The sequence below is a fragment of the Amnibacterium sp. genome (genome assembly GCF_025463795.1).
In the GTDB taxonomy this organism is placed as follows: domain Bacteria; phylum Actinomycetota; class Actinomycetes; order Actinomycetales; family Microbacteriaceae; genus Amnibacterium.
In genome coordinates, this window is sequence record NZ_JAODBE010000071.1 from 1 (window position 1) to 21654 (window position 21654).

The window sequence follows — 21654 nt, forward strand, 5'->3', positions numbered from 1 at the left end:
CGCCGCGCCACGGTCGAGCCCGGTGCGGTCCGCGGCGCCGGCGTCGAGGATCTGCAGCAGCGTGCGGCCCACGAAGTCCGGGTGCTCGTGGGCCTGGTTGAAGTACCCGGTGCGCACGCGGCTACCGAGCCGGACCACGCCGGAGTGGGCGACCGGAGCGCCGTCCACCGCGCCGTCGGCCACTCGATCCTCATCCATCTGCCGCAGCAGGCGCAGGAAGTGGCTCTTGCCCGAGCCGTTGCTGCCGAGCACCGCGACGCGGTCGCCGAACCAGATCTCCGTCGAGAACGGGTGCATCAGCCCGCTGAGCTCGAGGCCCTCGCAGGTGATCGCGCGCTTGGCCGTGCGACCGCCCTTCAGCCGCATGACGACCTTCTCCGGCATCGGCGCGGCCTCGGGCATCCCCTCGGCCCTGAACCGCTCGAGACGCGAGCGCGCCGCCTGCAGCCGGCTGGCCATGTCCGAGTTGTAGGCGGCCTTCGCCTTGTACATCGTGACGAGGTCCTTGAGCTTCTGCTCCTCCTCGAGCCAGCGGCGGCGCACCTCGTCGGCGCGCGCGTTGCGGTCGAGGCGCGCCTGCCGGTACGACTCCAGATCGTTGCCGTGGAGCCACAGCGTCGCGCCCGCGCCACCGCGCTCGAGGGTCGCGATCGAGGTCGCGCAGCGGGCGATCATCTCGCGATCGTGGGTGACGAAGAGCACGGTCTTCGTCGAGGCACGGATCGATGCCTCCAGCCACTCCTTGCCCGGCACGTCGAGGGAGTTGTCCGGCTCGTCGAGCACCAGCACCTCGGCGGGGCCGGAGAGCAGCGCCTCGAGCACGAGCCGCTTCTGCTCGCCGCCCGAGAGCGTCGCGGCGCGGCGGTCCCGGGCCTGCTCGTACGACAGGTGCAGCGACTCGAGGGTCGCGGAGTCCCAGCGCACCTCCTCGTCGTAGCCACCGGCGTCGCCCCAGTCGGCGAGCGCCTGGGCGTACGCGATGCCGGCCCGCTCCGATCCCGTCTCGAGCATCGCCCGCTCGGCGGCGTCGAGCCGCTCGGCCGCGGCCTGCACCGCCGGCGGGGACGTCGTGAGCAGCAGGTCGCGCACCGTCGAGGTGTCGCGGACACTGCCGATGAACTGCCGCATCACGCCGAGCCGTCCCGAGGATCCGCGGCTGCCGGCCTGCAGCGGCAGCCGGCTCTCGAGCAGGGCGAGCAGCGTGGACTTGCCGATGCCGTTCGGGCCGACGAGCGCGATCTTGCGGCCCTCGCCCACGCGCAGGTTCACGTCGCGGAGCAGCGGGCGGCCGTCCTCCAGGGCGTGGTCGCAGTGGGACAGCTCGATGTGGGCCATGAGGAAGGGGCTCCTGGGGGAGTCCGGCGGATCGCCGGTGCCGTCGGGATCTCCGCAGCCGACCACCGTGCCAGATCCACCGCCCGCAGCGCCAGCACCCCGGCCGCATCCGGGACTCCTGGTGCGAGGATCGGCCCATGCCGACGACGCCGTTCCGCCTGCCCGATGGCCGCTCCCTCGACCTCTCCGTCTCCGGCCCGGACGGCGGCACGCCCTTCGTCATGCACCACGGCACGCCGGGCTCCTACCATCCGCCGAGGGATCTCGAGCGGGCGGTGCATGCGCGGGGGATGCGGATGGTGAGCTGGTCCCGCCCCGGCTACGGCGACTCCACGCGGCAGCCCGGCCGACGCGTGGTCGACGTCGTCGCCGACACCCGGGCCGTGCTGCAGGGCCTCGGCGCCGAGCGCTGCGTGGTCGCCGGCCGCTCCGGCGGAGGTCCGCACGCGCTCGCCTGCGCGGCTCGGCTCCCCGAAGCCGTCTCCGTGCTCGTCATCGCCGGTATCGCGCCGTACGAGGCGGAGGGCCTCGACTTCCTCGCGGGGATGGGGCAGGACAACCTCGACGAGTTCGGCGCGACCTTCGAGGGGGAGGACGCGCTGCGGCCCTACCTCGAGCGGCAGCGCGAGGGGCTCCTGCACGTGACGGGCAGCGACATCATCGACGCGATGGCGAGCCTGCTGCCCGAGGTCGACCGCCGCGTGCTCACCGGGGGCCTCGCCGCCGAGCTCGCCGAGAGCTTCCACGAGGCGCTCCGCACCGGCGTGGACGGCTGGCTCGACGACGACCTCGCCTTCGTCGCGCCGTGGGGCTTCGCGCTGACGGAGGTCACGACGCCGGTCGCGGTCTGGCAGGGTTCCGCGGATCTCATGGTGCCGTACGCGCACGGGCAGTGGCTCGCCGCCCACGTGCCGAACGCCGAGGTGCACCTCGTCGAGGGGCAGGGGCACCTGTCGGTCGCGCACAGCGACGCGGACACCGCCGACATCCTCGACGCCCTGACGGCCCCGCTCGCCTGACCGGAGGCCCGCGTCGGGCCGCGCCGGTGCCAGGATGCGGTCATGCCGGTCACCCCGTTCGGCCTGCCCGACGGCCGGCTCCTCGACCTCTACACCTCCGGGCCCGAGGACGGGGTGCCACTCGTGCTGCACCACGGCACACCGGGGTCGTACCACCCCATGAGCGAGCTCGAACCGGCCGCGCACGCCCGCGGCCTCCGCATCGTGTCCTGGTCGCGGCCCGGCTACGGCGGCTCGACGCGTCAGCTAGGCCGCAGGGCCGTGGATGTCGTCGCGGACGCCCGCGTCGTCCTCGAGCACCTCGGCGCGGACCGCTGTCTGGTGGCCGGCCGCTCCGGCGGCGGGGCCTCCGCCCTCGCGTGCGCGGCCCGGCTCGAGCAGGCCGCGGCCGTCGTCGTGGTCGCGGGCCTCGCGCCGTTCGACGCGGAGGGCCTCGACGCGTTCGAGGGCATGGCCGAGGACGACGTGGAGGCCTACGGGGTCGCGGGGGAGGGCGCGGAGGCGTTCGTCCCGCTGCTGGCGGGGGAGCGCGACGCGTTCGCGCAGATGACGGCGGAGATGATCCTCGGCGGCATGGTGAGCGGGATGCCGGCCCGGGAGCAGGCGGCCTTCACGGCGCTGCTCGCGGCGCAGATGGCTGAGAGCTTCCGCGAATCGGTCCGCACCGGGGTCGACGGCTGGGCGGACGACGTGGTCGCGACCGTGCTGCCGTGGGGGTTCGCCGTCGAGGAGATCCGGGTGCCGGCCGCGATCTGGCACGGCACCGACGACCGCATGGTGCCGTTCGGGCACGGCCGGTGGCTCGCCGAGCACGTGCCCGGCGCCGACGCGCACCTGGTGGAGGGCGCGGGCCACGTCTCGATCGCCCACGGCGAGGCCGACACCGCCGCCATCCTCGACGCCCTGACCGCCGCGCTTCCCTGACCGCACGTGGGTTGCCGCTTCTGCACCCTTCAGCGCCCGTGAAGGGTGCAGAAGTGGCAAGCCGCCTGTGCCGGCTGTCAGGCGTGGGCGAGGCAGGTCGCCGCGAACGGGCGGGCGAGCAGGCGCGCCTCCGGGATCGGGGCGCCGCACACGACGCAGCCGCCGTACGTGCCGGCGGCGAGCCGATCCAGCGCCGCGTCGATCGCGGCGAGCCGCGTGCGGGCCGCCGTGCGCAGCGCATCCGCCTGCGACCGCTCGAACGCGATCGTCGCGCCCTCCGGATCGTGCTCGTCGTCCGTGTTCGCGTCCGCCCGCGCGGCCGTGACCGCTTCGATCCGTCCGCGCAGCTCCCCGAGCGAGTCGAGGGCCTCCGCCCGCAGCTGCGCCAGGCGCCCTGCGACGTCGGCCGGGTCGATCAGCGGGCCGCCCGCGCCGGCTCGGTGCTCGCCCACAGATCGGCACCCGTCGTCGGCTCGCCGGCGGCGACCGCGGCGGTCCACACCGCGGTCGGCACGACGGCCGCGAACCCGGAGTGGAGCACGAGCAGGCTGGTCTCGTGCAACTCCTGCGCGGAGATCGTGCCGGACGGCGTGCTGAGCGGCAGCGTGCCCGTGGCGTCGGACAGCACCTCGACGATCAGGCCGCGATCGGCCGCGTCCCTCGCCGTCGACTCGTCGCAGTGCTGGGTCATGAAGCCCACGATCGTCACCGTGTCCACGCCGAGGTCGTCGAGGCGCTCGCCGAGATCCGTGCTCGCGAAGCACGACACCGTCTGCTTCGTCAGCACCAGGTCGTGCGGCCGGGAGGCGACGACCTCGTGCAGCTCCGCGCCCGTCGACCCGGCGGCGAAGACCGGCGAGTCGGCCTCGTCGACGTGCTGGACCAGCACCACCGGCACGCCGGCAGCGGTGGCGGCGTCGATGGCGGCTGCGATGTTCGGCAGGCTCGTCGTGAGCGGCGGATGGGCGATCGGCAGTGCCCCGGACACGTACTCGTTCTGCACGTCGACGACGACGAGCGCGCGGCGCGGATAGGACACTCCGTCGGGCATGGGGGACAGCCTGACACATGCGGCCACCCTCGTGGCGGGCGGTGTCAAGCCCCTTGCCGGGCACGCCACCGAACCCTGCTCCCCGGTCCTTCGGCGCCCACGGACGCTGCCCGTTCGTTCCTGGGGTCGAGCCCCCAGACGCTGCCCGTTCGTTCCTGGGGGTCGAGCCCCCAGACGCTGCCCGTTCGTTCCTGGGGGTCGAGCCCCCAGGCCTTGCCCGTTCGTTCCTGGGGGTCAAGCCCCCAGGAACTGCAGCACGGCCAGCACGCGCCGGTGCGCCGCCGACGACTCCTCCAGCCCGAGCTTGCCGAAGATGCTCGTGACGTGCTTCTCCACCGCGCCCGGCGAGACGACCAGCGCCTCCGCGATCGCGGCGTTGCTGCGCCCCTCCGCCATGCCGCGCAGCACCTGGGTCTCCCGCGGGGTGAGCCGGGAGAGCGGATCCGCCCTCGCCCGGAGCATCTCCTCCACCATCTTGGGATCGAGCACCGTGCCGCCCGCCGCGACCTGCTCGATCGCCCGCCGCAGCTGCTCGAGGTCGGTGACGCGGTCCTTCAACAGGTAGCCGATGCCGCCGCTGCCGGCCGCGAGCAGCTCGCGGGCGTACGTCGTCTCGACGTACTGGCTGAGGAGCAGCACCGCGACCTCCGGATGGGAGGAGCGCAGCGCGATCGCCGCCCGAACGCCCTCGTCGCGATGGGTGGGCGGCAGCCGCACGTCGAGCACGACGACGTCGGGCGCCGCCGACGCGATCGTCGGCTCGAGCGTCGTCGCGTCGCCGAGGGCCGCGACCGTCTCGAACCCGGCTTCCGCGAGGAGGCGCACCAGCCCCTCCCGCAGCAGCGTGGAGTCCTCGACGATCGCGACCTTCAGCGGCCGGGGGTCGGATCCCATGACGGCCGACGCTACCCGCGGGGCAGGGGGATCGTCGCGGTGACCTCGGTGGGCCCCCCGGTGGGACTCACGATGCGGAGCTCGCCGCCGAGTCCCGCGAGGCGCTCGGCCGCGCCGGCGAGCCCGTGCTGCGGCACCGGCCCGGCGCCGCCCACGCCGTCGTCGGTCACGCGGATGCGGAGCACGGCCGGCCCACCCGTCGCGGCGGCGGGCTCCGTGGCCACGCTGAGCACGATGCGCCTCGCGGCCGCGTGCTTGATCGCGTTGCTCGTGAGCTCCGCAGCGACGAAGTAGGCGCTGCGCTCGATGGGGGACGGCAGTGGCTCCGTCAGTCGGACGTCCGCCTCGAGCGGCACGGCGCTGCGCCGGGCGAGCGCCTCGAGCGCGGCCTCGAGCCCCCGGTCCTGCAGCAGCGGCGGAGCGAAGCCCTGCGAGAGGGCCCGCAGCTCGTCGAGCGCCTCCTGGGCGAGCGTCCGCGCCTCCTCGATCGACTCCGCCGCGGCCGCGCCGTCGGTGCCGAGCCGGCGCTCGGCCGCGGCGAGCTCCATCTGCAGCCGCAGAAGGCGCTGCTGCGGGCCGTCGTGGATGTCGCGCTCGAGCCGGCGCAGGGCGTTGTCCTCGGCGGCGACGGCGGCGCGCTGCGCCGCCTCGACCTGTTCCACGCGGACGCCGAGGTCCTCGGAGCGGAAGCGGGAGAGCAGCAGCCGGCCGAGACCCCAGTGGGCGAAGGCGAGCCCGCGGGTGACGAACGGCAGCGCGGCGATCATCCCGAGCCCGAGGGCGCAGAGCCCGGCGACGAGCCAGGCGGCCCTCGCCGGATCGAAGCCGCCGCCCCCCGCGGCGATCAGGACCTCCGCGGGAGTCCACCCGGTCACGTGGACCTCGCCGGCACGCTGCAGGGTCAGCGTCGCGCCGGGACCGTACGGACTCGTGGAGGCCCAGATCGGCGTGGTGGCGAAGGCGAGCGAGGCGAGGATCCAGGGCAGCCAGATCGCGGTGGTGAGCACGGCGAGGATCGGGTTCAGCACGCCGCTGTGCAGGTAGTAGAGCCACGAGTGCGGGTTGCCGAAGACGTCGCCGAGCGCGCGGAAGAACCCCTTGCCCCGGAACGGCGGCGTCCAGCGCGGGGACGGGATCACGGGCAGGCGGGCCCAGCGCAGGCGGCGGAGCTCGAACACCCCGAGGTAGCGGGTCAGGACGAGCAGCAGCGCGAAGACGATCAGCCCGACGAGCACCGTGAGCAGGCCGGCGCCGAGCGACTCGGCGCCGCGGAGCACGGTGAGCGAGGCGATGCCGATCACGGTGGTGAGCGCGAGGTAGCCGAGCTCCCGCGGCATGCGCCGCCAGAAGCGCCCGTAGGCGGCTCCGGCACCGGTTCGGGCGGAGGCACCCACGGCGCCGGACGGGGCGGAGGACGTGGTGGTCATGGTGGTCGAGGTCATGGTTCCACCGTGGCGGGGCTCGCGCTCGTCGCCCATCCGGCGGTCACGCCTGTTCGACCGGGGGTTGTCCCCCCTCCGGCCTCGAGGCGGGCCTCAGCCCGCCGCGGTCGCGAGGCGGTCGACGAGCTGCTCGAGCACCGGTCGCGGCGTCGCGAGGATGCAGCGCAGGAACCCGGGCGCCCCGCACGCGGCACCGTCGGTGAGCGCGATCCCCGCCCGCTCGAGCAGCCGGTCGGCGGGCGCGGTCCCGAGGTCGAGCCCGCGGGCGTCGAGCCAGGCGATGTAGGTGCCCTCCGGCGGCCGGTGGCGGAGCCGCGGGATCCGCTCGGCGACCAGCTCGCCGAACCGGCGCCGGTTGCCGTCCAGGTAGTCCAGCACCGCGTCGAGCCACGGGCCGCCCGCACGGTAGGCCCCGGTGTTCGCGATCACGCCGAAGCCGGAGGCGCCGTGGCCGGCGAAGAGGCCGACGTCGCTGAAGCGGGCGCCGTCCTCCTCGTTCGTGAAGACCACCTGCGCGCACTTCAGGCCCGGCAGGTTGAACGCCTTCGATGCGCTGAGCGCCGTCACGGAGTGCCGCGCCGCCGCCTCGGACACGGAGGCGTAGGGCACGTGCCGGTGCGGCGCGAACACGAGCGGGGCGTGGATCTCGTCCGAGAACACGCGCCCGCCGTGCCGCTCGACCACGTCCGCGACCGCGAGCAGCTCGTCGCGGGTGAGCACCCGGCCCACCGGGTTCCACGGGTTGCAGAGCACGAGCACGTCGGCGCCCTGCTCGAACGCGGCCGCGATGCCGCCGAGGTCGAGGGCGTAGTGGCCGTCGGTCTCCCGGCTCGGCACCTCGATCACCCGGCGGCCGAGCATCGGCGGCACGATCAGGAAGGGCATGTAGGCGGGCGTCGGCACGATCACCGGAGCCGACGGATCCGAGTAGTACCGCAGCATCAGCTCGAAGGCGGCGATCACGTCGCCGACCGGCTGCACGGCCGCCGGCTCGATCGCCCAGCCGAAGCGGTCCGCGCACCAGTCGGCGGTCGCGCTGCGCAGCCCGTCGGCGAGGGCCGTCGGCAGGTAGCCGGTGCGCTCCGCGTCGACCGCCTCGTGCAGCGCTGCGGCGATCGGTGGCGCGAGGCCGAAGTCCATCTCGGCGACGAAGGCGCCGATCGCCTCGGGGTGGGCGGTCCACTTCACGCTGCCGCCGGCGCGCAGGTCGTCGGCGCCGAGCGCGTCGAGGCCCGCGGCGAATCCGCTCAGATCCACGTCGGTGACCACATGTGGATGTGCCAGAACCAGTACGGGGTCTGCATCCCGGTGTCGAGCGGGAAGAAGAACGCGCTGACGACGACGGCGAGGCCGATGAACCCGATCACGACCCCGCGGCGCACCGTCAGCCCGTACCGCGCCTCGGCGGCGACGAGCTCGTCGGGGGAGGAGGCGGTGGCCGGCCGCATCACCATCAACCCGATCACCGCGGCGAGGCACAGCAGCAGGTACGGCTCGAACTCGATCGAGTAGAAGAAGAACATCGTGCGCTTCGGGTACAGCAGCCACGGGAACCAGCCGGCCGCGATCGCGACGAGCAGCAGGCCCGCCTGCCACTCGCGACGGCGGATCAGCCGCACCACCAGGTAGATCGCGGCGGCCCAGGCGGCGTACCAGATCAGCGGGTTCGGGATGTCGGTGATCGCGGCCGCGCACGTGCCGAACCGGCACCCGTTCCCGCCCGCCATCGAAGCGGGGTCCCAGAACATCGAGGTCGGCCTCGCGATCAGCGGCCAGAGGATCGCCGGCGCCGCATACGGATGCGGGGTCTCGAGGCCCGTGTGGAACGCGTAGATCGACGCGTGCCACGACCAGAGGTTCTGCAGCGGCGCAGGCACCCACGCGAGGAGCCCGGTGAAGCGCTGCGCGGGGAACGTCTCGACGTAGTTGCGGTTGTAGCCGCCCGAGGTGACGAACCAGCCCGTCCAGGACAGCAGGTAGGTGACGAGGCCGATCGGCACGATGTTCAGCACGATCGCCCACGCCTGCTTCAGCAGCCCGGCGCTGTACCAGAACCGGAACCCGGCGCGGCGCCGCAGCAGCATGTCGACGCCCACCAGGTACACGACGAAGAACGCGGTGACGTACAGGCCCGACCACTTCACGGCCGTGCACGCGCCGAACGCGACGCCGGCGGCGAGCAGCCACGGCCGCCACAGCAGCGTCGGCCCCCACGCGCCGACGTCCCGCCGCCTCCGCATCAGCCAGCGGCCGAACCGCCGTTCCGCCCAGCCGCGGTCCTCGAGCACGCAGGCGAACCCCGCGAGGGCGAAGAACATGACCATGTTGTCGAGCAGCGAGATGCGGGACATCACGATCGCCTGGTTGTCGATGGCCATCAGGCCACCGGCGACGAGCGTGACGAGCGGCGTCTGGAACATCCGGTGCGCGACGAGCATGAGCAGCCCCACCGCCAGCACGCCGATCACGGCGACGCCCACCCGCCAGGAGACGGGGTTCTGCGCGCCGCCGGCCAGCAGCTCGCCGAGGCCGATGATCCACTTGCCGAGCGGCGGATGCGCGACGTACTCGGCGGCGTGGGTGAAGACGTTCACCTGGCCGCCCTGGAAGAGGCCGTTCACGTCGAGCGTCTTGCCGGTGGCGGCCGTCGCCGGCCAGCTCGCCTCGTAGCCGAGGTGCACGAGCGTCCAGGCGTCCTTCACGTAGAAGGTCTCGTCGAAGACCAGCACGCCGGGGGAGCCGATGTTCACGAAGCGGAGGATCGTCGCGACGAGCAGCACGAGGCCGGGCCCGAGCGCGCCGAGGTACCGGTTGCGGCCGACCACCGCCACGGCGCGCGACGTGCGGCGCGGCGGGGCCTCGGCGTCGAGCACGGGCACAGGGGTGCTCTCGGTGCGCGACACGCGCTCGAGGATACGGCGCGGGCCGGAACGGGGCCGCTTCCCCCACGCGGGACACTGGAGCGTGCTCGTGCTCGCCGGAACGCCCATCGGGAACCTCGGCGACGCCGGCCGGCGCCTCATCGAGACGCTGGAGACCGCGACGGTGCTCGGCGTCGAGGACACCCGAGTCGCGCAGCGGCTGCTCGCCGGCCTCGGGATCGCGAACCGGCCCCGCCTCGTGCGCGTCGACGAGCAGACCGAGCGGGCGCGGATCGCGGAACTCGTGGCGCTCGCCGCCGAGTCCGACGTCGTGCTCGTCTCCGACGCCGGCATGCCGACGGTCTCCGACCCCGGCTTCGCCCTCGTCCGCGCCGCGATCGACGCCGGCGTGACCGTCACCGCCGTGCCGGGCGCATCCGCGGTGCTGACCGCACTGGCCGTGTCCGGGCTGCCGACCGACCGGTTCGTCTTCGAAGGGTTCGCGCCCCGGCGCGACGGCGAGCGGCGCCGGTGGCTCGCCGAGCTCGCGGCGGAGCGGCGCACCGTCGTCTGCTTCGAGTCGCCGAACCGGCTCGCGTCGCTGCTCGCCGTCATGGCGGAGGTGCTCGGTCCGGACCGGCGGGCGGTCGTGGCGCGGGAGCTCACGAAGCTGTACGAGGAGGTCGTGCGCGGCACCGTCGCCGAGCTGGCCGAGTGGGCCCGGGGCGGCGTGCGCGGCGAGATCGTGCTCGTGCTCGCCGGCGCGGAGCCGGCGGTCGCGTCCGAGGACGACGCCCTCGCCGAGGTGCTCGCGCGCGTCGCGGCGGGCACGCGGCTCAAGGACGCGACGGCCGAGGTGGCCGAGGCGACCGGCCTGTCGCGCCGCGCCCTCTACGACAGGGCGGTCGCCGCGAAGCGCTGACTCCTCCTCCTCCTCCTCGAGAGGAGGAGGGGACGTCCAGGTCGGGCGGCGCACCATCGGGACCGTCGAGGAGAGGAGCCCCATGAAGGCGGTTCGGTTCGAGGAGTACGGCGACGTCGGCGTCCTGCGCATCGAGGACGTGCCCGCGCCGGAGCCGGGCCCCGGCGAGGTCGTCGTGCGGGTCGTCACGGCCGGGACGAATCCGGGTGAGGCGAGCATCCGCTCCGGCGCCGGCAAGGACCGGTTCCCGGCCCGGTTCCCGGAGGGCCAGGGCAGCGACCTCGCGGGTGTGCTGAGCGCCGTCGGTGAGGGCGTGACCGGCCTCGCGGTCGGGCAGCCGGTCGTCGGGCTCTCCGACGGGCGCAACGCGCAGGCGGAGTACGCGCTGCTGCCGGCGGACCGGGTGGTCCCGAAGCCCGAGTCGCTGGACTGGGCGGCGGCCGCGACGCTCTACGTCGCCGGCACGACCGCGCTCGTCATGATCGACGTCACGCATCCGCAGTCGGGGGAGACGGTCGCGATCAGCGGGGCGGCGGGTGGGGTCGGCGCGTTCGTCACGCAGCTCGCGATCCAGACCGGTGCCCGGGTGCTCGCCGTCGCGGGCGAGGCCAACCACGAGCGGCTGCGCGCGTGGGGCGCCGAGCCGATCGCGTACGGCGACGGCCTCGAGCAGCGGCTCCGCGACGTCGCGCCCGACGGCATCCAGGCGTTCCTCGACACCTACGGCGGCGGCTACGTCGAGCTCGCGCTGCGGCTCGGTGTGCCGAAGGACCGCGTCGAGACGATCACCGACTTCGCCGCCGCGGGCCGTCTCGGGACGGTCGCGAAGGGCATGGCGGCCCTCGGGGATCCGGTCGCCGGCGTGACCGAGCTGGCGCACCTCGTCGCGGACGGCGTGATCGAGGTGCCGATCAAGGGGCGTTTCCCGCTGGATCAGGTGCAGGAGGCGTACCGCGCCGTCGAGTCCCGCAGCGGCCTCGGCAAGATCGTGCTCGACGTCTCGGCCCCCTGACCCGCGGGGTGATGCTGCCCCGGAGGGGGCGCCGTAACGCGGATGCGGCGCCCCGTAAACTCGTGGGATGCCCGCGGGTCGACCGTTCACGATCACCACGCCGATCTTCTACCCGTCCGATGTGCCCCACATCGGGCACGGGTACACGGAGGTCGCGGCGGACGTGCTCGCCCGCTGGCATCGCCAGGCCGGCGACGACACCTGGCTGCTCACCGGGACCGACGAGCACGGTCAGAAGATGCTCCGCACCGCGACGGCCAACGACATGGGTCCCCGCGAGTGGGCGGACCGGCTCGTGCAGCAGGCGTGGCTGCCGCTCCTCGAGACCCTCGGCATCGCGAACGACGACTTCATCCGCACGACCCAGCCCCGGCACGAGCAGGGCGTCGCCGCCTTCGTGCAGCGCCTCTACGACACCGGGTTCATCGAGGCGGGGGACTACGAGGGCTACTACTGCGTCGGCTGCGAGGAGTACAAGCAGACGTCGGAGCTCGTGACCGGCACGGGCCGGTACGAGGGCCAGCTCGTCTGCGCGATCCACTCGATCCCGGTCGAGCTGCTCAGCGAGCGGAACTACTTCTTCCGGATGAGCCAGTTCACCGATCGGCTCCTCGCCCTCTACGAGGAGCGACCCGACTTCGTGCAGCCCGAGAGCGCCCGCAACGAGGTGGTCTCGTTCGTGAAGCAGGGCCTCGCGGACCTGTCCATCTCGCGCTCGAGCTTCGACTGGGGCGTGCAGGTGCCGTGGGACGACCGGCACGTGGTCTACGTCTGGTTCGACGCGCTGCTGAACTACATCACCGCCATCGGCTTCGACGGGGACGAGGCCACGCTGAACCGCCGCTGGCCCGCGGTGCACCTCGTGGGCAAGGACATCCTTCGGTTCCACGCGGTGATCTGGCCCGCGATGTTGATGGCCGCCGGGCTCGAGGTGCCGAGGCAGGTCTTCGCCCACGGCTGGCTGCTCGTCGGCGGCGAGAAGATGTCGAAGTCGAAGCTCACCGGCATCGCGCCCGCGAGCATCACCGACGTCTTCGGCTCCGATGCGTTCCGGTACTACTTCCTGCGCGCCATCCCGTTCGGCCAGGACGGCTCCTTCTCCTGGGAGGACCTCGCCGCCCGCTACCAGGCCGAGCTCGCGAACGGCTTCGGCAACCTCGGCTCCCGCGTGATCGCGATGATCGGCCGCTACCGCGACGGCGTGCTGCCGGCGGCGGGCGAGGCGTCCGAGCGCGACCTCGGCATCCGCGAGGTGGTGCGTGCCTCGGCCGTCGAGGCGGACCTCGCCATCGAGCGGATGGCGCCCCACGAGGCGATCGCCGCGATCTGGCGCATCGTCGAGGAGCTGAACGGCTACCTCACCCTCGAGGAGCCGTGGGCGCTCGCCAAGCAGCCCGAGCAGGCCGGCCGGCTCGACGCCGTGCTGGCGACGGCGGCCGAGGGGCTGCGCGCGCTCGCCGTCCTGCTGTCGCCGGTGATGCCGAAGGCGTGCGGCAAGCTCTGGACCGCCCTCGGCGCGGAGGGCTCGCTCGGCCTGCTCGCCGACCAGCCGATCCGGGCCGCCGGCGACTGGGGGCAGCTGCCTGCCGGCACCCGCACCGCTCCGCTCGAGCCGCTCTTCCCGCGGATCGAGCAGGAGGTCCTGAGTGCCTGACGGCCCGGCGCCGGACCTGCAGGGGGAGTCCGCGATCCGCCGGCGCGAGCCGGATCCGTCGCGCCGCGACATGACCTATCCGCCCCTGCCCGAGGCCCTCCGGGTCGGCGTGTACGACAACCACACGCACCTCGAGATCGAGGACGGCGAGGACGGCCTCGACTGGCGGGAGCAGCTCGACCGCGCATCCGCCGTGGGCGTCCGCGGCGTGGTGCAGGTGGGCACCGACGTGGTGACGAGCCGCTGGTCCGCCGCGACCGCGGCGACCGACCCGCGGATGCTCGCGGCCGTCGCCGTGCATCCGAACGAGACGCCCGAGCTCACCTCGGCCGGCGGCATCGACGACGCCCTCGCGGAGATCGACCGGCTCGCCGGCCTGCCCCGCGTGCGAGCCGTCGGCGAGACGGGGCTGGACTTCTACCGCACCGGCGAGGCGGGCCGTCCAGCCCAGATCGCCGCGTTCGAGGCCCACATCGCCATCGCGAAGGAGCACGGGCTCGCCCTGCAGATCCACGACCGCGACGCGCACCAGGAGGTCGTCGACACGCTGCAGCGGGTCGGGGCGCCCGACCGCACGGTCTTCCACTGCTTCTCGGGCGACGCCGCGCTCGCGCAGCTGGCGACGAGCCACGGGTGGTACCTGTCGTTCGCCGGCACGGTGACGTTCAAGAAGGCGGAGCGGCTGCAGGAGGCGCTCGCCGTCGCGCCGCGCAGCCGGATCCTCGTCGAGACCGACGCACCCTATCTCGCGCCGGTGCCCGTGCGCGGCCGCCCGAACGCGCCCTACCTCGTGCCCCACACCCTGCGGGCGATGGCCGCGCTGCTCGACACCGACCCGTCGATGCTCGCCGCGCAGATCGCCTCGAACACGGAGGCGGTGTACGGCTCCTGGGACGCCGAGCCGCCCGTGCCGTCGGCGCCGCCGCGCCGCACCTGACTCACCGCCCCTCCGCCCCTCCGCCGTTTTCAGGGCTTCCCACCCGACACGCCGTGTTCACATCCGGATCCTCCTGAATACGGTGGCCGGATCCTGAAAACGGCGGAGGGCTCGAGCGGCGCGAGCGGCGACCGGGGAGGTCAGCGGCCCATCGGGGCGCTCGTCTCGGGCAGCTCCTCGGATGCGCCCAGGCCGAGCACCCGGTCGAGATACTCGTTGCGGAACTTCCCCGCCGGGTCGTGCCGCAGCACCAGCTCGCGCTGGTCGCCGAGGCGCGGGTAGGCGGTCGCGAAGCCGGCCGGGTCGACCCGGTTCAGCTTGCCCCAGTGCGGCCGCGGCGCGAACGGCGCGAGCGCCTCCTCGATCGCGGGCAGCAGCGCGAAGACCTCGTCCGGGTGGTTCCTCCAGGTGAAGTGGATGGCGAGCGAGTCGCGGCCGGACGCCGGCGACAGCCACAGGCCGTCAGCGGCCATCGTGCGCAGCTCGGTCACCGTGAGGTGCGGCGCGATCCGGTCCCCGAGCGCCCGCACCGCCGACAGCGCGGCACCCGCGTCGTCGATCGCCACGAAGTACTCGGTCTGGATCTCGTCCCCCGCCGACGGCGGCACGTCGAGCCGGAAGTGGGGGAGGCCGAAGTGCCACGGGACCGCCACACCGCGACGGGTCAGGTTGTCCGTGACGCCCGGCACGAGCTCCGGCCGCTCCTCGAGGTCGCGCGCGGCGCCGAAGTACCGGTCGTCGACCTGCGCGTCCTCCGAATCGACGCGGCGCTTCACCCAGAGCTGCTCGACCTCGTCCTCGACCCAGTTCGTGAAGACGCTGATGCTGTAGGCGCCGCCCGCCACCTCGCGGAAGGAGCCGAGCATCGTGTCCCACGGCAGCCCGCGGTAGGTGTCCTGACGGATGAGGTAGCGCGGTTCGACCGCCACCGTCACCCGGACGGCCGGGCCGAGGGCCCCCAGGGCCACGACGGATCCGGCGAGCTCCGGGTCGTCCGCGGTCACCCGGCGCAGGTCGCCGTCGGCGGTCACGAGTTCGAGGCCGCGGATCGCGGAGGACAGGTTGCCGAGGCCGACGCCCGAGCCGTGCGTGCCGGTCGCGACCGCGCCGGCGACGGAGATGTGGGGGAGCGAGCCCATGTTGTGCAGGGCGAAGCCCGCCGCGTCGAGCGCCGCGGCGATCACGCCGTAGCGGGTACCGCCCGAGACGGTCGCCGTGCCGGCCGCCTCGTCGATCGTCACCTCGACGGGCAGCGCCGTCATGTCGACGAGCGTGCCCGTCGTGTCGGCGATGCCGTTGAACGAGTGCTTGGAGCCGAGCGGCCGCACCCGGTCCGCCTCGGCCACGACGCGCCGCACCTCGTCGACGGTGGTCGGCGCGACGATCCGCGGCGCCCTGTACTCGTAGGTGTTCGACCAGTTCTTCATGCGATCCCCTTCGTCCGCGTGCCGGCTCGAGTCTTGCGTGTCCCGTGCCACCCGTCATGTGCCACTTTCGCCCGCTTCAGCACCCGTGAAGGGGGCGGAAGTGGCAACTCACCGGTCAGTTGAGGCGGGTGGCCGTCGCCCGGTACTGCGCCAGGATCTCCGGGCGGTGGTCGGGTGCCGGCTCGGCCGTCACGTCGATCGGCCAGTCCGGGCGCGTGCCCGTGAGCGTCCAGGCCGCCTGCACGGCGGCCCCGGCGGCGACGTACTCGCCCGGCGCCGGAACGACCACCGGCTCCGCGAAGACCTGCGCGGCGATCGCCGACACCGCGGGGTTCTGCGCGGCGCCGCCGATGAGCAGCAGCCGCTCCGCGTGCACGCCCTGGCCCTGCACGGCAGCGAGGCCGTCGGCGAGCGCGCAGAGCAGGCCCTCGACCGCGGCGCGCGCCAGGTGCGGCCGCGTGGTCGTCCGGAGCGTCATCCCGGCGAGCGTCGCGGTCGCATCCGGCAGGTTCGGCGTGCGCTCGCCCTCGAAGTAGGGCACGAGCACGAGCCCGTCGGCGCCGGGGGGCGCCTCCAGGGCGAGGCGGCCGAGCTCGTCGTGGTCGACCGCGAGCAGGCGGGCCGTCGCGTCGAGGATCCGGGCGGCGTTCAGCGTCGCGATGAGGGGCAGGAAGTCACCGGATGCGCTCGCGAAGCCCGAGACCGTGCCGGAGGCGTCCGTCGTCGGCGTTCCGGTCACGGCGAACACCGTGCCGCTCGTGCCGATCGAGACGACCACGTCGCCCGCGGATGCGCCGAGGCCGAGCGCCCCGCCCGCGTTGTCCCCGGCGCCGGGACCGACGACGATCCCGGCCGGGATCCCCTCGAGGCCCGCGATGGTGCGCCCGGCGGCCTCGTGCGGGCCGAGGACCCGCGGCAGCACGGCGTCGTGGCCGAGCACCGCCTCGAGGAGGGCGCGGTCGTAGCGGCCGCGGGACGGGTCGAAGTAGCCCGTGCCGGAGGCGTCGGAGCGGTCGGTCGTGAGCGCCTCGAGGACGGGCCCGGACGGCGAGGCGTCGTGGGGGCCGTAGCCGAGCAGGCGCCAGGTCAGCCAGTCGTGCGGGAGGGCGACGGCGGCGACGAGGGCGGCGTTGTCCGGCTCCGCGTCGCGCAGCCAGCGCAGCTTCGTCGCCGTGTACGAGGCGACCGGCACGCTGCCCGTGCGGGTCGCGAGGGTCTCGGCGCCGAACTCCTCGATGAGGTCCCGGGCCGCCTGCGCGGACCGGGTGTCGTTCCAGAGCAGCGCGTCGCGGATGACGCGCCCGTCGCCGTCGAGCACGACCATCCCGTGCTGCTGGCCGGCGATCGAGATCGCCGCGACGTCGTCGAGACCGCCCGCATCGCGGATCGCCGCGTGCAGCGCGACCCACCACGCCTCCGGATCGACCTCCGTGCCGTCCGGATGGGACGCGCGACCGGAGCGTACGAGCGCCCCGGTCGCGACGTCCCTGATGACGACCTTGCAGCTCTGGGTCGACGAGTCGACCCCGGCGACGAGCGTCATCGGGTGGGCCTGGTCAGCGCGCGCCGAGCAGGTGCTCGGTCGCGAGCTGCTGCAGCTGCACGAAGCCGAAGCCCTTCGCGTCGAAGTACGCGTTCGCGTCGAAGTCCTCGAACGCGGTGCGGTCCGCGAGGAGGTCGTCGATCGACTCGCCCTGGTTGAGGGTCGGCGTCGCCAGCTCGCCGACCTTCGCGCGCTGCAGCGCCTCCTGCACCTCGGGGTCGGCACGGAACGCCGCGGCCCGCTCCTTCAGGAGCAGGTAGTTGCGCATGTTGGCCGCCACCGACTCCCACACGCCGGACTCGTCCTCGGTGCGGCTCGGCTTGTAGTCGAAGTGCCGCGGGCCGTCGTAGGTCGGGCCGCCCTGTGGGCTGCCGTTCTCGAGCAGGTCGACGAGGGCGAAGGCGTCGTACAGCTCGCCGTGACCGAAGACGAGGTCCTGGTCGTACTTGATGCCGCGCTGGCCGTTCAGGTCGATGTGGAAGAGCTTGCCGGAGTAGAGCGCCTGGGCGATGCCCGCCGAGTAGTTCAGCCCGGCCATCTGCTCGTGCCCGACCTCGGGGTTGACGCCGAAGAGCTCGGGCCGCGCAAGCGTGTCGATGAACGCGATCGCGTGGCCGAGCGTCGGCAGCAGGATGTCGCCGCGGGGCTCGTTCGGCTTCGGCTCGATGGCGAAGCGGATGTCGTAGCCCTTGCTCGTCGTGTAGTCGGCGAGCAGGTTCACGGCCTCGCGGTACCGCTCGAGCGCCTGGCGGATGTCCTTCGACGCGTTGTACTCGGCGCCCTCGCGGCCGCCCCACATCACGAAGGTCTTCGCGCCGAGCTCGGCGGCGAGGTCGACGTTGCGGAGCACCTTGCGGAGCGCGAAGCGGCGGATCGTGCGGTCGTTGGAGGTGAAGCCGCCGTCCTTGAAGACCGGCGGGCTGAAGAGGTTCGTCGTGACCATCGGGACGATCAGGCCGGTCGACTCGAGCGCGCCCTTCAGCCGGTCGATCTGCGTCTGCCGCTCCGCGTCCGACGAGCCGAACGCGAAGAGGTCGTCGTCGTGGAAGGTGAGCCCGTAGGCGCCGAGCTCGGAGAGCTTCTCGACGACGTGCACGACGTCGAGCGGTGCGCGGGTGGGGCCGCCGAACGGGTCGGTGCCGTTGTAGCCGACGGTCCAGAGGCCGAAGGAGAACTTGTCGTCGCGGGTGGGCTGCGCTGCCATCGTTACCGTTCCTGTCGCAAATTGTTGTGGCGTACAACATAACCGGCGATGCCCGCCGACCGCAACGGGTGTCGTCTCCCTACACTGACACGGGTGAGCCTGGGATCGGATGTGTTCGGCGAGCAGGGCGGCCGCAACGACCTCGTCCGCCGGCACAACCTCGCCCTCGTGCTGCGCCGGGTGCACGTGGCGCCGGCGACGCGGAGCGAGCTCACCCGGGTCAGCGGCCTGAACCGCTCGACGATCGGCGCGCTCGTCGCCGAGCTCGTCGACCGCGGGCTCGTCGTCGAGGACGAGGCCGCGGGCGCCGGCCAGGTCGGTCGTCCCAGCCCGCTCGTGCGGCCGTCCGACGTGCCGATCGCGGTGGCGGTGAACCCCGAGCTCGACGCGGTGACCGTCGCGACCGTGCGGCTCGGCGGCCGTGTGCTCGCGAAGGAGCGGGTGCCGTTCGACGCGCCGCCGACGCCCGACGAGGCGGTGGCCGTCGCGGTCGACACGGCCCGCCGGCTGCTCGCACGGTCGAACGGTGCTCGGCTCGTCGGGGCCGGCATCGCGGTCCCCGGGGTCGTGCGGCGGGTCGACGGCCTGGTGCGCCTCGCCCCGCATCTCGGCTGGCGCGACGTGCCGATCGCCGCGATGGTGGGCGAGGCGCTCGGCGTCTTCGCCGGCGCCGCGAACGACGCCGGGCTCGGCGCCCAGGCCGAGTGGGTGTTCGGCGCCGGCCGCGGCGTCGAGGACCTCGTCTACGTGCACGGCGGGGCGAGCGGCGTGGGTGGCGGAATCGTGTCCGGCGGCGCGCTCGTCGGCGGCGCGACCGGTCACGCCGGCGAGCTCGGCCACATCGGCATCCGTCGCGGCGGCCGTGCGGACACGATCGGGGTGCGCGGCACGCTCGAGTCGGAGGTGCGCCGCAGCGCTCTGCTCGAGGTGCTCGGCCTCGACCGGGCGGATCCGGACGAGCTGGAGGCGGCGCTGACCGCCGACCGCAGCAGCCCGGTGCGCGCCGAGGTGCGCCGTCAGATCGACGCCCTCGCCGTCGCGCTCGCCTCGGTGATCAACCTGCTGAACCCCAGCAGGATCGTGCTCGGCGGCTTCCTGTCGGCGCTCACCGCCGCGACCCCCGGCCGGCTCGCCGACATGGTCGCGACGCGGGCGCTGCCGCTGCCCGACGAGCCCGTCGACATCCGCCGCGCCGCGCTCGGCAGCGACCTGCTGCTCATCGGCGCGGCCGAGCTGCCGTTCACCCGGCTGTTCGCGGATCCGCTGCCGGCCTGAGCCCGCTCAGTCCGCCGCGGCGGCGACCGGTGCCGTGCTCTCGCGCACGACGAGGTGGGTGGCGAGGTCGATCCGCTGATCGGTCGCCTCGCCGGCGCCGAGCCGCAGCACCATGCGCGTCGCGGCGGCGGCCATCTTCTTCAGCGGCTGGTGCACGGTCGTGAGGCGCGGCCGGGACAGCACGGCGAAGTCGCGGTCGTCGTAGCCGACGACGGACAGGTCCTGCGGCACGCGGAGGCCGTGCTCGGTGGCGACCTCGATCACGCCGAGCGCCATGAGGTCGTTGCCCGCGAACACGGCGGTCGGGCGGTCGTCGCCCGCGAAGAGGCCCTCGGCGGCGGCCCGGCCGCCGGCGGTGTCGAAGTCGCCGAAGCGCACCCAGTCCTCGCGCACCGGCACGCCGCGGGAGCCCATGGCGGAACGGAAGCCGTCGAGCCGGGCGAGGGCGCACATGACGTCCTCGGGGCCCGTGACCATCGCGATCCTCCGGTGCCCGAGCTCGAGCAGATGGCGGGTGGCGGTGAGGCCGCCGGACCAGTTCGCGGATCCGACCGACGGCAGATCGGGGGACGGGTCGCCCGACGGGTCGATCACCGCGAACGGGATCATCCGCGACCGCAGCTGCTCGGCGACGAGCGTCGACAGGCCGGAGGCGACGAGCACGACCCCTGCCGGGCGGCGGGCGAGCACGCCCTGCACCCACTCGGGCCCCGGGGAGTGGCGGTCGCCGCTCACCGAGATGATCACGCTCATGCCGTTCGCACGGGCCGCCTCCTCGACGCCCGCGATGATCTCGACGCTCCACAGCTCGTGGAAGACGACCTCGATGAGGTTCGACGCGCGCACCGAGGCGCCGCGACGGCGGTACTCGTGCTTGTCGAGCAGCTCCTCGACGCGTCGACGGGTCTCGACGGCGACGTCGGAGCGCCCGTTCAGCACCTTGGAGATGGTCGACAGGGAGACGCCCGCCTCCTCGGCGAGCATCGCGAGGGTGGTGCGTCCGCGCGCCGCGGTCTCCGTCGCGCTCACGGGTCCTCCTTCGGCCTCGTCGCCGCCCGGAAGGGGTGGTGGCTGCAGCGTACTGGGATCGGAGTCGCTTTCGAAAGTTTCGAACCGAGATATGGGCACGCCACGCCGTGGCAGGCTGAAGCCGTGTTCACGGACCTGCCCGAGACCGAGCTGGCCGCCTATGCCGGCAGCACCACCGAGCCGGAGGACTTCGACGCCTTCTGGGCCGAGCAGCTCGCCAGGTCACGGGCGGTCGCCCGGGCGCCCCGGCTCACGGAGGTCGAGAGCGGGCTCTCCGCGATCCGCGTCTTCGACGTCGTGTTCAGCGGCTGGAACGGGCAGCCGATCCGCGCGTGGCTGCGAATCCCGGCAGGTGCGGCCGGCCCGCTGCCCGCCGTCGTCGAGTACGTCGGCTACGGCGGCGGCCGCGGCGCCCCGCACGCGAACCTGCTCTGGGCGGCCGCCGGCTACGCGCACCTGCACATGGACACCCGCGGCCAGGGCTCCGGCTGGAGCCGCGGGGACACCCCCGACGACGCACCCGCCGGCCCGCAGGTGCCGGGGGTCATGACGCGCGGCGTGCTCGACGCCGCCACCTACTACTACACGCGGCTCTTCACCGACGCCGTGCTCGCGGTCGACGCGGCCGCGGCGCTCGACGAGGTGGACGAGGCGCGGATCGGCGTCACCGGGATCAGCCAGGGCGGCGGCACGGCCCTGGCCGTCGGTGCCCTGTCCCCGCGCGTGCGCGGCGTGGTCGCTCGGGTGCCGTTCCTGTGCGACTTCCCGCGGTCGACGACCATCACCGACGCGCACCCGTTCGCCGAGATCCCCGCCTACCTCGCGGTGCACCGGGACGAGGAGGAGGCCGTGTTCCGCACGCTCTCCTACATCGACGGCGTGCACTTCGCCCGGCGCGGCACCGCGCCGGCGCTGTTCAGCGCGGCGCTGATGGATCCGATCGTGCCGCCGTCCGGCGTCTTCGCCGCCTACAACGCCTACCCGGCCGAGAAGGACCTCGCCCTCTGGCGGTTCAACGGCCACGAGGGCGGCGGACCGGATGACGACACCGCTGCGCTCGCCTTCTTCGCGAGGACGCTCGGGCGCTGACGGTCAGGCGCGGACCGTCACGCCGCAGTGCAGCGC

General features: G+C 73.8%; 19 protein-coding genes. 8 read left to right on the top strand and 11 right to left on the bottom strand.

Features of this window, described 5'->3' with window-relative positions; translation table 11 throughout:
* Positions 1–1335: ATP-binding cassette domain-containing protein (locus JWQ92_RS07020; RefSeq protein ID WP_297343757.1), on the bottom strand; the 1335-nt coding region annotated here is incomplete at its 3' end.
* A gap of 137 nt (positions 1336–1472) precedes the next feature.
* Between JWQ92_RS07020 and JWQ92_RS07025 the strand changes: the two genes are divergently transcribed.
* Both JWQ92_RS07025 and JWQ92_RS07030 read left to right on the top strand, forming a co-directional pair.
* On the top strand, positions 1473–2354 hold the full coding sequence (locus JWQ92_RS07025) for an alpha/beta hydrolase (protein WP_297343758.1): 882 nt from the start codon (positions 1473–1475) through the stop codon (positions 2352–2354).
* Positions 2355–2396: 42 nt separating this feature from the next.
* A complete protein-coding gene (locus tag JWQ92_RS07030) occupies positions 2397–3278 on the top strand; it encodes an alpha/beta hydrolase (RefSeq protein ID WP_297343759.1) in 882 nt (293 codons plus the stop codon).
* Between the two features lie 77 nt (positions 3279–3355).
* Here the strand turns inward: JWQ92_RS07030 and JWQ92_RS07035 are convergent, their stop codons facing one another.
* The 6 genes from JWQ92_RS07035 to JWQ92_RS07060 all read right to left on the bottom strand — a co-directional run bounded on the left by JWQ92_RS07035 (position 3356) and on the right by JWQ92_RS07060 (position 9568).
* Positions 3356–3658 (bottom strand): TraR/DksA family transcriptional regulator, encoded by a 303-nt coding sequence (locus JWQ92_RS07035; RefSeq protein WP_297343773.1) that lies wholly within the window; start codon positions 3656–3658, stop codon positions 3356–3358.
* Between the two features lie 35 nt (positions 3659–3693).
* On the bottom strand, positions 3694–4329 hold the full coding sequence (locus JWQ92_RS07040; protein ID WP_297343760.1) for a cysteine hydrolase family protein: 636 nt from the start codon (positions 4327–4329) through the stop codon (positions 3694–3696).
* A 234-nt stretch (positions 4330–4563) separates the two neighbouring features.
* Positions 4564–5223, bottom strand: coding sequence for a response regulator transcription factor (locus tag JWQ92_RS07045; protein WP_297343761.1), 660 nt, complete (start codon positions 5221–5223; stop codon positions 4564–4566).
* 11 nt (positions 5224–5234) lie between these two features.
* Positions 5235–6665, bottom strand: a complete 1431-nt coding sequence (locus tag JWQ92_RS07050; protein ID WP_297343762.1) for a sensor histidine kinase — start codon at positions 6663–6665, stop codon at positions 5235–5237.
* 93 nt (positions 6666–6758) lie between these two features.
* Positions 6759–7922: a MalY/PatB family protein gene (locus JWQ92_RS07055; RefSeq protein WP_367276715.1), complete on the bottom strand. Its 1164-nt coding sequence runs from the start codon at positions 7920–7922 to the stop codon at positions 6759–6761.
* Entirely contained in the window at positions 7913–9568 is a 1656-nt protein-coding gene (locus JWQ92_RS07060) for a phospholipid carrier-dependent glycosyltransferase (protein WP_297343763.1), read from the bottom strand. Before JWQ92_RS07060 ends, JWQ92_RS07055 begins: the two co-directional genes overlap by 10 nt.
* A gap of 61 nt (positions 9569–9629) precedes the next feature.
* Between JWQ92_RS07060 and rsmI the strand changes: the two genes are divergently transcribed.
* From rsmI to JWQ92_RS07080, 4 genes are all read left to right on the top strand, one after another.
* Entirely contained in the window at positions 9630–10448 is an 819-nt protein-coding gene (gene rsmI, locus JWQ92_RS07065) for a 16S rRNA (cytidine(1402)-2'-O)-methyltransferase (RefSeq protein ID WP_297343764.1), read from the top strand.
* An 82-nt stretch (positions 10449–10530) separates the two neighbouring features.
* Positions 10531–11460, top strand: coding sequence for an NADP-dependent oxidoreductase (locus JWQ92_RS07070; protein WP_297343765.1), 930 nt, complete (start codon positions 10531–10533; stop codon positions 11458–11460).
* A gap of 67 nt (positions 11461–11527) precedes the next feature.
* Complete coding sequence (metG, locus tag JWQ92_RS07075; protein ID WP_297343766.1) at positions 11528–13114, top strand: methionine--tRNA ligase; 1587 nt, start codon at positions 11528–11530, stop codon at positions 13112–13114.
* 70 nt (positions 13115–13184) lie between these two features.
* Positions 13185–14051 carry a TatD family hydrolase gene (locus tag JWQ92_RS07080; protein WP_297343775.1) on the top strand — a complete coding sequence of 289 codons (867 nt, stop codon included), beginning with the start codon at positions 13185–13187 and terminating at the stop codon, positions 14049–14051.
* Positions 14052–14191: 140 nt separating this feature from the next.
* Here the strand turns inward: JWQ92_RS07080 and JWQ92_RS07085 are convergent, their stop codons facing one another.
* The 3 genes from JWQ92_RS07085 to xylA form a co-directional block, all read right to left on the bottom strand.
* On the bottom strand, positions 14192–15478 hold the full coding sequence (locus tag JWQ92_RS07085; RefSeq protein WP_297343767.1) for an FAD-binding protein: 1287 nt from the start codon (positions 15476–15478) through the stop codon (positions 14192–14194).
* Between the two features lie 115 nt (positions 15479–15593).
* Positions 15594–17021 carry a xylulokinase gene (xylB, locus tag JWQ92_RS07090; protein WP_297343768.1) on the bottom strand — a complete coding sequence of 476 codons (1428 nt, stop codon included), beginning with the start codon at positions 17019–17021 and terminating at the stop codon, positions 15594–15596.
* A gap of 13 nt (positions 17022–17034) precedes the next feature.
* Positions 17035–18225 carry a xylose isomerase gene (xylA, locus tag JWQ92_RS07095; RefSeq protein ID WP_297343769.1) on the bottom strand — a complete coding sequence of 397 codons (1191 nt, stop codon included), beginning with the start codon at positions 18223–18225 and terminating at the stop codon, positions 17035–17037.
* Positions 18226–18318: 93 nt separating this feature from the next.
* Between xylA and JWQ92_RS07100 the strand changes: the two genes are divergently transcribed.
* On the top strand, positions 18319–19500 hold the full coding sequence (locus tag JWQ92_RS07100) for an ROK family protein (protein WP_297343770.1): 1182 nt from the start codon (positions 18319–18321) through the stop codon (positions 19498–19500).
* Positions 19501–19506: 6 nt separating this feature from the next.
* On the opposite strand, the gene JWQ92_RS07105 is transcribed toward JWQ92_RS07100, so the two are convergent.
* Entirely contained in the window at positions 19507–20529 is a 1023-nt protein-coding gene (locus JWQ92_RS07105) for a LacI family DNA-binding transcriptional regulator (RefSeq protein WP_297343771.1), read from the bottom strand.
* Between the two features lie 123 nt (positions 20530–20652).
* On the opposite strand from JWQ92_RS07105, the gene JWQ92_RS07110 reads away from it, so the two are divergent.
* Positions 20653–21618 (top strand): acetylxylan esterase, encoded by a 966-nt coding sequence (locus JWQ92_RS07110; protein ID WP_297343772.1) that lies wholly within the window; start codon positions 20653–20655, stop codon positions 21616–21618.
* Positions 21619–21654: the final 36 nt, after the last annotated feature.

Coding starts and splice junctions, on each gene's coding strand:
- JWQ92_RS07025 (WP_297343758.1), top strand. CDS start 1,473: ATGCCGACGACGCCGTTCCGCCTGCCCGATGGCCGCTCCCTCGACCTC.
- JWQ92_RS07030 (WP_297343759.1), top strand. CDS start 2,397: ATGCCGGTCACCCCGTTCGGCCTGCCCGACGGCCGGCTCCTCGACCTC.
- JWQ92_RS07040 (WP_297343760.1), bottom strand. CDS start 4,329: ATGCCCGACGGAGTGTCCTATCCGCGCCGCGCGCTCGTCGTCGTCGAC.
- JWQ92_RS07045 (WP_297343761.1), bottom strand. CDS start 5,223: ATGGGATCCGACCCCCGGCCGCTGAAGGTCGCGATCGTCGAGGACTCC.
- JWQ92_RS07050 (WP_297343762.1), bottom strand. CDS start 6,665: ATGACCTCGACCACCATGACCACCACGTCCTCCGCCCCGTCCGGCGCC.
- JWQ92_RS07070 (WP_297343765.1), top strand. CDS start 10,531: ATGAAGGCGGTTCGGTTCGAGGAGTACGGCGACGTCGGCGTCCTGCGC.
- metG (WP_297343766.1), top strand. CDS start 11,528: ATGCCCGCGGGTCGACCGTTCACGATCACCACGCCGATCTTCTACCCG.
- JWQ92_RS07080 (WP_297343775.1), top strand. CDS start 13,185: ATGACCTATCCGCCCCTGCCCGAGGCCCTCCGGGTCGGCGTGTACGAC.
- JWQ92_RS07085 (WP_297343767.1), bottom strand. CDS start 15,478: ATGAAGAACTGGTCGAACACCTACGAGTACAGGGCGCCGCGGATCGTC.
- xylB (WP_297343768.1), bottom strand. CDS start 17,021: ATGACGCTCGTCGCCGGGGTCGACTCGTCGACCCAGAGCTGCAAGGTC.
- xylA (WP_297343769.1), bottom strand. CDS start 18,225: ATGGCAGCGCAGCCCACCCGCGACGACAAGTTCTCCTTCGGCCTCTGG.